This window comes from Sporomusa acidovorans, from assembly GCF_900101845.1.
Lineage (GTDB): Bacteria > Bacillota > Negativicutes > Sporomusales > Sporomusaceae > Sporomusa > Sporomusa acidovorans.
In genome coordinates, this window is the sequence record NZ_FNAM01000086.1 from 1 (window position 1) to 10,236 (window position 10,236).

General features: G+C 40.6%; 13 protein-coding genes and 1 riboswitch. Of the genes, 3 read left to right on the forward strand and 10 right to left on the reverse strand.

Features of this window, described 5'->3' with window-relative positions; all coding sequences use genetic code 11:
* Positions 1–298: 298 nt before the first annotated feature.
* From BLR65_RS27960 to BLR65_RS27970, 3 genes are all read right to left on the reverse strand, one after another.
* Entirely contained in the window at positions 299–1,537 is a 1,239-nt protein-coding gene (locus BLR65_RS27960; RefSeq protein WP_245693099.1) for a multidrug efflux MFS transporter, read from the reverse strand.
* A 149-nt stretch (positions 1,538–1,686) separates the two neighbouring features.
* Entirely contained in the window at positions 1,687–2,454 is a 768-nt protein-coding gene (locus BLR65_RS27965) for a 4-hydroxy-tetrahydrodipicolinate reductase (protein ID WP_093797994.1), read from the reverse strand.
* A gap of 124 nt (positions 2,455–2,578) precedes the next feature.
* Positions 2,579–2,709: riboswitch (cyclic di-AMP (ydaO/yuaA leader) on the reverse strand.
* Between the two features lie 128 nt (positions 2,710–2,837).
* On the reverse strand, positions 2,838–3,740 hold the full coding sequence (locus BLR65_RS27970) for a LysR family transcriptional regulator (RefSeq protein ID WP_169716789.1): 903 nt from the start codon (positions 3,738–3,740) through the stop codon (positions 2,838–2,840).
* Between the two features lie 141 nt (positions 3,741–3,881).
* Here BLR65_RS27970 and BLR65_RS27975 point away from each other — a divergent pair, with 141 nt between their 5' ends.
* A complete protein-coding gene (locus tag BLR65_RS27975; protein WP_093797998.1) occupies positions 3,882–5,312 on the forward strand; it encodes a sodium:solute symporter family protein in 1,431 nt (476 codons plus the stop codon).
* A 111-nt stretch (positions 5,313–5,423) separates the two neighbouring features.
* On the opposite strand, the gene BLR65_RS29310 is transcribed toward BLR65_RS27975, so the two are convergent.
* The 6 genes from BLR65_RS29310 to BLR65_RS28000 form a co-directional block, all read right to left on the reverse strand.
* Positions 5,424–5,690: a hypothetical protein gene (locus BLR65_RS29310; protein ID WP_176772825.1), complete on the reverse strand. Its 267-nt coding sequence runs from the start codon at positions 5,688–5,690 to the stop codon at positions 5,424–5,426.
* A complete protein-coding gene (locus tag BLR65_RS27980; protein WP_245693100.1) occupies positions 5,617–5,826 on the reverse strand; it encodes a Y-family DNA polymerase in 210 nt (69 codons plus the stop codon). The genes BLR65_RS29310 and BLR65_RS27980 overlap by 74 nt, the downstream gene beginning before the upstream one ends.
* Positions 5,827–5,910: 84 nt before the next feature.
* Complete coding sequence (locus tag BLR65_RS27985; RefSeq protein WP_093798002.1) at positions 5,911–6,384, reverse strand: GNAT family N-acetyltransferase; 474 nt, start codon at positions 6,382–6,384, stop codon at positions 5,911–5,913.
* Complete coding sequence (locus tag BLR65_RS27990) at positions 6,381–7,457, reverse strand: alanine/ornithine racemase family PLP-dependent enzyme (protein WP_093798004.1); 1,077 nt, start codon at positions 7,455–7,457, stop codon at positions 6,381–6,383. Before BLR65_RS27990 ends, BLR65_RS27985 begins: the two co-directional genes overlap by 4 nt.
* Positions 7,458–7,625: 168 nt before the next feature.
* Positions 7,626–7,814, reverse strand: coding sequence for an aspartyl-phosphate phosphatase Spo0E family protein (locus BLR65_RS27995; RefSeq protein ID WP_093798006.1), 189 nt, complete (start codon positions 7,812–7,814; stop codon positions 7,626–7,628).
* A gap of 207 nt (positions 7,815–8,021) precedes the next feature.
* The gene (locus BLR65_RS28000; protein WP_373657695.1) at positions 8,022–8,435 is read right to left on the reverse strand and encodes a MarR family winged helix-turn-helix transcriptional regulator; all 414 of its coding nucleotides are present in this window, start codon (positions 8,433–8,435) and stop codon (positions 8,022–8,024) included.
* A gap of 162 nt (positions 8,436–8,597) precedes the next feature.
* Here BLR65_RS28000 and BLR65_RS28005 point away from each other — a divergent pair, with 162 nt between their 5' ends.
* Positions 8,598–8,762: a DUF1540 domain-containing protein gene (locus BLR65_RS28005; RefSeq protein WP_093798010.1), complete on the forward strand. Its 165-nt coding sequence runs from the start codon at positions 8,598–8,600 to the stop codon at positions 8,760–8,762.
* A gap of 81 nt (positions 8,763–8,843) precedes the next feature.
* Here the strand turns inward: BLR65_RS28005 and BLR65_RS28010 are convergent, their stop codons facing one another.
* Positions 8,844–9,599: a DUF364 domain-containing protein gene (locus BLR65_RS28010; RefSeq protein WP_093798012.1), complete on the reverse strand. Its 756-nt coding sequence runs from the start codon at positions 9,597–9,599 to the stop codon at positions 8,844–8,846.
* A 403-nt stretch (positions 9,600–10,002) separates the two neighbouring features.
* On the opposite strand from BLR65_RS28010, the gene BLR65_RS28015 reads away from it, so the two are divergent.
* On the forward strand, positions 10,003–10,236 hold a 234-nt coding region (locus BLR65_RS28015), incomplete at its 3' end, for a transposase family protein (protein WP_143122686.1).

Consider the following 10,236-nt stretch of genomic DNA (forward strand, 5'->3'; position numbering starts at 1 on the left):
CTAGCAGTTCGTGGTAAGCATAAGGTCAGCGCTGTAGTTGGTCTCAAAATAATCGGGCATAATTTCCAGCAATTCATTACCTATCTAGCCAGAAAAACCAAGGAAACAATCAAGCAGGTAGCTACGTCATTTCCTACAACACCACCTCAAGGGGTTAGTCTGTCCTTTTAACAGACGAGTAATAATTAGATCATTAATTTTAGGGGTAAGTAGCTTGGAGATGCAGCGACATATATACGTAATAGGAAAAGATGTGGCTGTAGCCGATTTAAAATTTACAGCAACAGTGATAACAAGGTCATAAATTAACTTTTCGCAGTACAATCACATATACCTTTTTATAAACCCACAATGCATTTATTAACAATAAAGTACTCGTAAAAAAGAATACATATTGAATTCCAAACGCCGCCGCGGTTTCCCCTCCCAATACCGCACCACCAAACGAACCTAAGAACTGAGCCGATTGATTGTACCCAAAAACCCGGCCTGTAATTTCATCCGGAGTGATTTGCGCAAGCAGCGCATTAATGGATGGTAACAGTCCGGCAGTGGCAATCCCGAGCAAAAATCTAAGTCCCATTAGCTGCCAGTAATCTTGTACAAAAGCCTGCGGTATAAACAAAAGTCCTGCCGCCAGAAGTGCCCCCAGCATTACCTTTTGGGGTCCGATTTGGTCTGAAAGTTTCCCCAGACGCGGCGCGGCTAGTATGCTCGCCAGTCCGGAAGCGGCAAAAACCATACCGGAAACAAACGCGACATGGGTTGTATTTTTCGATAATTGAGTAACATAGACAGTGATAATCGGCTGTATTGACATTAAGGCCAGTTGCAAAACAAATGTGGTAATAAACATGGCTACCATTATTTGGGGTCTAGAAATAAGATGATAAACTTCTTTAAGGCTTGGTGCTGTTTTTTCCGAGACAACAAACTCCTCGCGAATGAACAGGAGCGAGGCCATAAACCCTATCAATAATAAACTTCCTATAATAAAAAAAACATTCCTTATACCAATTACTCCTGCCAAATATCCTCCGAATAACGGCCCCAACAGCATACCGGCAACCGAACCGGTTGAAAGTGTGCCTAAAGCCCAGCCCGAACGTTCTTTGGGCGTTTGGGTGGCAATTAATGTAATAGAAGCCGAATAAAAGCCGGAAATAGTTCCTTGTAAGAAGCGCAGCCCCGCCAATTGGTAAACATTTTGCACAAAACCCATGCCAGCGATAACTATTGCCATTCCTAGACTTGCACGGAGCAGCATTGGTTTGCGCCCATACTTATCGGAAGCCCGCCCCCAAATCGGGGAAAAGACTGCCATAACGATAAAAGTAACACCATAAATGATGCCAGACCATTGCTCGATGTCTGCCATTTCATGAATACCAAGTTGGTCAATATAAAGAGGCAGAATAGGAGCCAGTTGACTAAGTCCTGTTGATGTAGCAAATACACCAAACCAGCACACCAGTAAATTTCTTTTCCAAAATTCCATAATATCCTCGTCTTCTATTTTATGTTCTAGTTTCTTCATTGCCATTCGCTTACTATTGCGTATTGGATATCTACATTTTACCATACCTTATCCAAAAATTACTTTCATTTTTGTATCACCGGTGCCATCTCCCCAAAAAAAAACGCCTAAACTTCAATGCTTAGGCTGATAAAAGGCCACTTATTGCTTTAATATACCGGAATATTTTCCCTGAACATTTCCGCAATGATTGTTTCCATAGTATACAGTCCCGGAGGTTGCCCGAGAAGATATTTAACGGCAAAAATAGCCCCCTGTCCAAAAGCGGCCCTGCTTATGCTTTCATGCAGCAGCCGTATTGTTTGATTCGGCATTCCAAAGATGATTTCATGACGTCCAACAATTCCGCCAACACGAATTGAATTTAAATGTTGCTCTACATTGAGGCCAAGAACATTGGCAATCCTTACCGCTGTTCCTGATGTTTCCTTTTTCCCTTTAAAATGTTCCTCTACAATCTCAATATCTGCGTGAGGTGCAATTTTTTGCAGAATTTGAGCCGCCACCATTAAAACATTAATCCCCAGTGTAATGTTAGGAGAATGAAGTACGGCGGTATATTTTGAAAAAGTTTTTATCAAATTAATTTCTTCCTGCTCATATTTTGAAATTGCAGCTACAATTGGAATTCCCGCCTCCGCTGCCTTTTTATATAAATAAATCCCTGTAGAACCCGAAAAATCTACCAGGGCATCTACCGGCCTTTCTAAAAAAAAGCCATTGTGAATATCTTCAATCGAAAAAATCTCCCCGGCGTCAAACTCATGCCCTAGCAGGCGGCTGGCGTATTTGTGATGATCCTGATTACTCTTACGCACTACCCATGCCAAAGTAAAAAGACTTTCATTCAAAAATTCATGAGCAACAACCTTACCAGTCTTCCCAAAACCAAAAATGCCAATTCTGATTTGTTTCAATATAATTCCTCCCTAAACTGAAATTTAGCAAAGCTTACTACCTTGTATGAGGCAGCCAAGCCTTTCATATAAAACAGCCTTTGAGAAGGAACTTTCCAAGACCGGTTGGCCGGCAGGACAATACTCCTTCTCTTTCAACGCCTACGAGGTTAGCTGACGGATTCGGACAGAAAGAATTGCCCTACCTGCGCGAACAGGATTCACCCCTAAAATGGGTCCCCCGTTTCCGTAAATGAAATTCGGCGATTACTTTTGGTATGAATAACTTAAAATTTTGTATCTACATTATATATTCTATTCCATTTATTTACAACTTTTTTTTTGAACCAGCTTCACTATATCAAATATACCGCACCGTCCAGGCGTTTAGAAGCGCTAGACATCTATTTGTCTACCAGTAAAGATTTCGAGCTCAATGTAGTAAATAATTGTAAGAAATTATGGGCGGCGGCTGACAAATACCGGTTCCGCAGCCAAATAACATTAGAAGTAAGTTCAAGATAAGGATTCGTAATTGTTTTATATACAAGATTAGCACTGGGAATCAGACCAATTGCCGTCCTGGGAACTATTGCAATTCCTATGTCGGCATCAGCCCAGGCAAGAATCGGCATAACATCATCACTCATACATACAAATTCCGGTGTAAATCCGTATTGTTCGCCATGTTCAATAATCATTGCCTCATATTTGCGGTGAATCAGCAAAGGCTTACCGGCTAACTCTGAGAATTCGATAAATTCTTTGTCATTTTTTTCATAGGCAGCGCAATTTATATGTAACGCAGCAACTAAAGGTTCATTGGGCAGTTTTATCGATTCGTATAATTCCGAGTCAATTGAAAAGCGGGCTATCCCGATTTCAATTGCCCCCCTGTTTAAAAGCTCTATGATCCGGTTCGTTTCCCCTTCCCATAATTGAAACCTGACTCCCGGAAACGAATCCCTAAACACGCGCACTACTCGGGGTAGGATTGTTGCTCCTGATGAAGTTACCGTGCCAATGGCTATCGTGCCACGGGAACCGGCATCAAATTCCCGCATTTCTCTGATTGTATTCTCAATTTGTCCTAAAAACTGTTCGGCCCTATCTTGCATAAGCCGGCCGGCTTCCGTGAGTTTAACTTTACGATTGCCTCTTTCAAATAACTTAATTCCTAAGTTTTCCTCTAATTGCTTCATTTGGCGACTAAGCGGCGGTTGTGCAATATGCAGCCGTTTTGCGGCGGCATTAATGCTTCCCGCTTCGATAACAGCCAAAAAATACTTCATATCCTTAATGTCCATAATTACCCCCTATACTTATAAGGTATAGTCCTTTAATTATATTAGTATTATGAGTATATTGTTACTATTGATATAATCGTAATGAAAAGTATAGTATCAGTCAATACGCTATGTTCATATAAGTAATTGGGGGGATCAGCAGTGGAATTAAATTATATACAGTTATTGAGTCTAGTAATAACCATGCTATTTGTCGTAGCACTTGGTTTATATTCTGCCCGTAAAGTAAAATCTGCGGACGACTTTAGTATAGGAAGCCATTCTTCGGGTGCAACCATTGTTTCCGGCACTATCATTGGCACTATTGTCGGTGGTGCCGCAACAATGGGCACAGCACAATTAGCTTTTTGCGTAGGGCTATCCGCCTGGTGGTTTGCATTAGGTTCAGGTCTTGGACTTTTGATACTGTCTTTTTTTTACGCCGGCCCTTTACGCCGCTCCGGGCTGGAGACTATTTCACAATATCTTGTTTTTCACTATGGAAAAGCCGTAGGTCCTATTATTAGTGTAATTTCTTCTCTGGGAATATTCTTTAGCATTGTAGCGAGTATGCTTACAGCAGTTCACTTGCTAGCTTTAGTTTTTGGGATAACAGAAGTGCTGGCGGCTGTTTTTACTATAGCCATTGTCCTTGCTTACGTATTTTTTGGTGGAATCAATGGTACAGGTTTATCGGGAATATTTAAAGTGGGTCTGCTTTATATCACACTAGCAAGCGCCGGAGCCATATCATTCAAGGCCATGGGCGGAATAAACGGCCTTGCCGCCACGTTTCCGTCGGACCCGTGGTTTAATTTACTGGGAGAAGGCTTCTGGTTGGATATCGGGAATGTAATATCGCTTGTGGTAGGTATTATCTCAACTCAGACATACGCCCAGGCAATCTATGCGGCACGTGATACAAAGGCTGCCGCTACCGGTTCTCTCGTAGCAGCTCTTATAACAATTCCTATCGGTCTTCCATCGATTATGGTTGGCATGTACATGCGGGCACATTATCCTGATATGTTGCCGATTAATGCTTTACCGGCTTATGTATTGCATAATCTTCCGGACTGGCTGGGAGGTGCCGCGATAACCGCACTTTTGCTGGCGTCCATTGGATCGGTTGCCGGCCTGGCCCTAGGCATAGGTACAATGATTTCCAGAGATATTATTCACGAGCTATTTAATTGCACCGGCGCTAAGAAATTATTATGGATAAACCGGTCATGTATACTGATAATTACGACATTATCAGCTCTTTTTGTGTTCAGCAATATGCAATCTTTGGTGCTGGAATGGAATTTCTTATCCATGGCTTTACGCGGAGTTGGCATTTTCATTCCCTTAACGATAGCAATACTTTATCCTGGCAAACTTCCTGAAAAAGCAGCGATTTGCTCAATGATCGCCGGTGTCGCTGCATCTTTGCTAGGAAATATATTTTACCCGCAATATAATATTCCGTTATTTTCCGGTCTCTTTGTAAGCTTGCTTGTCGCCATTTTAGGAATTGCAATAAAAACATTTTTTCAAAATAATACGGGTTCAGGAAATTCCAAAATACGGATACATCCGGCTGCAAAATAAACATTACAAAACCTCTGCCTTACAGTAAGCCGCCCTGCTTCACGCAGAAGCCCACTGGTATCAGTTCGTTTGTAGATACGCAAGGTCAGGATAACAATCGTCAATAATTGCTTATTTGAAATAAGATACCGGATGAATCGTATGGTCATCTTTGGGATTGAATCCTGTTAGCGGCCGGTCAAGTAACATGGCACAACGCTGGACACTATCGTGTCCAAACCGTCGTCGAATAGTGTCAATGGTCCGCTCTAACATTTCCGCATGTAAGTTATCGCCATTAAACAAATCAATTTGAACGTGCCCGTTAGCTGTTACCAAATCGGCACAGCGTACGCCTACACTGCGAATTGGTTGTTCCCAGAAGTAGTCTTTCAGCATCACCGCAGACGGCCACAGGTTTTTCCCGAATCTCCGGCCTATAAAGGCACTCAACTGAGGCATAGAAACTATTTAAATCAACATGCAAAATAGTCCGAGACAAAAAAAGCCTCCCCTGTTCAGAACATTTGTTCATCTTTATTATGAAACATATGTTCGTAAATATAAAGAGGAAACTACTGGGAAGTCATCAGTAAGCAAATAGAATTGATTTATTTCTTTATATGTTTTTTCCAAGAAAACCTTTTAACGAGATTGTCATTACCAGCCTGTTTTCTCCCTGTCCATATTCATTATTTCGCGCGTCAACTGTGGTAAATCCTAATTTATTTTCATAAACTCGAATGGCGGCGGCATTTCTCGGATCCACTGTAAGTTCAACTTCTTCGATATTCTCACCTGCAAGAATTTGCAGGCTTTTTTTCATAAACTTTGTCCCCAACTCTTGGCCGCGTAGCCGCTTGTCAATTGATACTCCCATAAGATAGGCCTTTCGGTGATTTTCCCAGTCCAGCATATATTGAATCGAACCAACCACTTCCTGATTCTGTCTTGTAATAAATACCCGTCCATGCCGAATAAACGGGACTAAATGCCACTCATTTAGCCCGCCAATACCAAAGGCCTCTGTTTCCAGTTGTACTAAACGCTGCAATAGCGTCAGGTCAAAATCCCGAACTAATTCCAGGTTCATATCGGTCCCCCTATAAATGCCTTATTAATATATCTTGACTGACTAGCTGACAAGAGCCCAGAATAACTAAGACGAAAGGCAATATCATCCCCCACGCGTATCTGCTTTTGTGAATCTGTGACATCAATAATCAAGTGATCACTGCTGGCACCTAAGATCTTTATATTTTTATCTAATGGCTCTATTCCTTCAACATAAACATCTTGTTTTCCTAAAGCCAGAATGGCTCTATTCCTGACACCTACATCTACAAACTGGGGAATGTTACCAAAAGAGTCCCTGCCAATATCACCGATAGGCACAGAAGGCTTAGATTTTAGCTCAATAACTTCAGCTTCTAAAAGAAAGGCATCTGCATAAAGCCAAGGAATTGTCCTGTGATTGGTTGTATCTGTACCTAGTAATATTCCTTCTCCGATTCGCAATTGATTGATGCCAACCGGTACCTTGCCCTCTTCCACTAAAGACAGCGTTGACGTACCACCTCCTGAAATAACTTGTAGTTTTATGTTCAGTTGCCTGTCTATAGTATGCTGAAGTTCGACTAATAACCCTAAATTTTCAGTACTCGGCAATACCCCGCCAAAACATCCCATATTGGTGCCCAACCCTCCAAATTTAATTCCCTTGAGGTGAGAAATCTCTTTGGCAGTATCAAGTACGTGCTCCTTTAGTACACCTTCACGAAGGTCGCCAACATCGACCATTAAAATAATCTCATGTAATAATCCTTTTTTTTCTGCAGCGTTTCCTAATGCTTCCATGACAGTAACTTCTGAATTGATACTCGTATCAACATAACGTACAACATTGTCCACGTTACTCAACCTAGGAATTCTTAATAAAGTAATTGGTTGGCAAAATCCCTGATTTCTAAGCTCAATAATATTTTCCATTCTGGCATCTGCAAGACCATCAACTCCCCCATCCAGCAGGGCTTGTACGATCTGGGGAATAGCACTGAACCCCTTTGTCACTCCCAGTACCGATATCCCAAATTTATGACATTTTTGTTTTACCTGAGCAGCATTATACCGGATTCGATTCAGATCGATTTTAAGTAATGGACTCATTATGGCTCATCCCCCTTATCATATTTTAACCAAAATAAAAAAGAAGAGTCCTCGCGGCAGACTCCTCCTCAAGTGTCCATTAATTCAACTATAAATCAAGAATAACCTATCTTATCCATAAGACATCCTTCCTATCGCCAAAATAACGAATAGGCGTTACTATGATCCTTACGATACAGCTATTTCTAATGACTCTACATTTCTTTTTAATCGATAGTATTCGTTAATGGCAATATCTAGTTTTTGACTTGCACTCAACGTTTGCAGACTATCTATCCCATAAGCCGACATAGCTTTATACATTTCTTGTCGCAAATCTTCAATACATATTAAGATTGCTTTCTGTTTAAAGAACATTTTCTACATACTCCTTCAATAAAAACAATTACATATGCAATTATATCTAAATTTGCCACAAAATGGAATACAAAAAATAAAGTTTATATTTTCAGAATAATTTAAACAATTATTGATGTTACAGAAATCATCATTTTTCAATAATATGCTCTTGTGATTGTCGGCTTCTTGATCCTGGCATACATATTTTTCACCTTTGATATAGATTTAAAAAACTTGTTCATTTATTTTTTGAAGCAATCTGTGGAATTGCGTGGCCTCATCTTCAGAAAGGATTGAAAGAATTTGATCCGACAGGCTTGCATGATATTGATGGTGCTCGTCGTAAGCTTGCTTCCCCTTAAGCGTTAAAGAAATAAGATACACGCGCCGATCTTCTTTTACCGGTTCCCGAATAGCATATTCTTTTTTTTCCAATCGGTCAACTGTTACTGTGGTAGTACCTGTTGTCACACCCAATTTTTGCGCAAGTGTTTTCATGTTCATTTTTCCAAGCTCACCAAGAACTTCGATAGCGTGTGCTTCGGAAACAGTTAAATCACTCGCACGAATAACTGAATTTTCCCATGAAGAAAAGCCATTGAAAAAGGTAAATAACTCATGGGTTAGTTGATCTCTCACGGCAGACATCCTCCAACTACTTTTACTATATGGTTATTCTAATATAATATAGTTTGACATTCAATATTTGTGTTAACAATTATCCTAATTATTCATTTATTAGCGTAATGCCATGTATGAAACAAATTGTTCTGCTCACACTAAATTGCGGGAGGTGATATAATGAATCGTCCATTGGAAGGTGTTAAATGTTCAGTAAAAAATTGCAAGTTTTGGAATGAAGGTTACCTCTGCACCGCCTCTGCCATCGAAGTCAACGTTGACGGCGGCGGTCAATCCGCCAGCCGCAGTCCTGAAACCAATTGTCATACATTCCAACCCAGTTAAGAAGAAAAGGACGCTTAATAAAAGCGTCCTTTTCTATTATTGCCCATCTACGAATCATACCAAATAAAATTGTCAAAGGCCTTATCGTTGAGTAAACACTGTCTCGAAATCCAAATATTGCTTCATCACCATCGTTCCGCCACCTTCCGAGACAATGCGTAAAACGGCATCAGTATCACGAACCCGCGAACCAGCAATATGAGTAATTTTTGTATCCTGGAATACGTCACCGCATAAAGGTGACGATGGTCCTAATAATACCGCCGCGCGAGGCGTTTCCAAACTGCCATTGATTTCATCAAATGTTCCATTGATAATCGTTGTTCCCGTAATAATGGCTACAGTACAAGCACCTAAGACATCGCCGGCTTTTTCGGACGGAAGCGTGTCGCTGTGTTTATCGTTTAATTCCAGGATGTCAAGCTGACATCCGATTTTGCGCAACCGGGGTACTATTGGCCCGAAATATCCAACCATAGCTACGCGATCTTTTTGAGTAATATGAAGCGAGGCTATGACCTCTTCCTGCGATTTTGTAGGCTTTGGCAAAAATGCAAGCAAAGCATTTGCCGTTGCCAAACCAAGTGCCCGCGCCAAGCAGGACACCTCATCACTGAGCATAGCCAGCATTTCTTTTACCGGGCGACCTATAAGCGTTCCGGCACCGTTAAAATAGGTGCAACTAGCAGGGGAAGAATTCGGAGTCCATGCCACTCCTCCGCATCCATTATTTAATTTTACAGCAGTGTACCCCAATCCAATGCGCACATCGTTAATTGCTAGGTTCTCCGCATGAGGCAGCAAGAAACTTACCAGGCGTTTTTGCACAGTTAACATATATTTATTTCCTCCTTTATGTAATGACTAGAGCTGAAAACCGCTTTCCGTATATTCGGCAGGCTTATTTTTTATAAAATGGACTAATATAAAATAATACAAGTAAATATCATTTTTATCTTATTACTTTTTATTATAGTTATGTTATCCCTTATTTACAAGATTTACAAGAAAAATGGGGTCCCTTTTAATACAAATAATATATGCTTATGTAAGCCGTTTTATTGTCCTTTTCTGGCAAAATACATAATAACCCTCTTACAATCATTCAGCAAAATATCGATCATTCTCGAATCTTCTAGATAATTAATTTCAAAAATCAGGGGATGTTCATGAAAAATAAGTTATAAAAAAAGAGGAAAAAAGAGAGAAATAGAAAATATAAGGCAATGAGGTGAAGAAGATGGAAAATCTCATTGCGATATTAGAAAAAGTGTCAGATCCACGACAGGCATGGAAGATTAAACATAAGCTATCGGACATATTACTCATCTGTTTATTTGCAGTAACCTGTAATGCTAATAGTGCGCTAGAAATCTATGATTTCGCGGTTAGCCGAAAGCAATGGCTTAATACGATCCTTTCTTTGGAAAACGGTATACCAAGCCGTTTAACCTTTGCCAGAGTGCTGCAACTG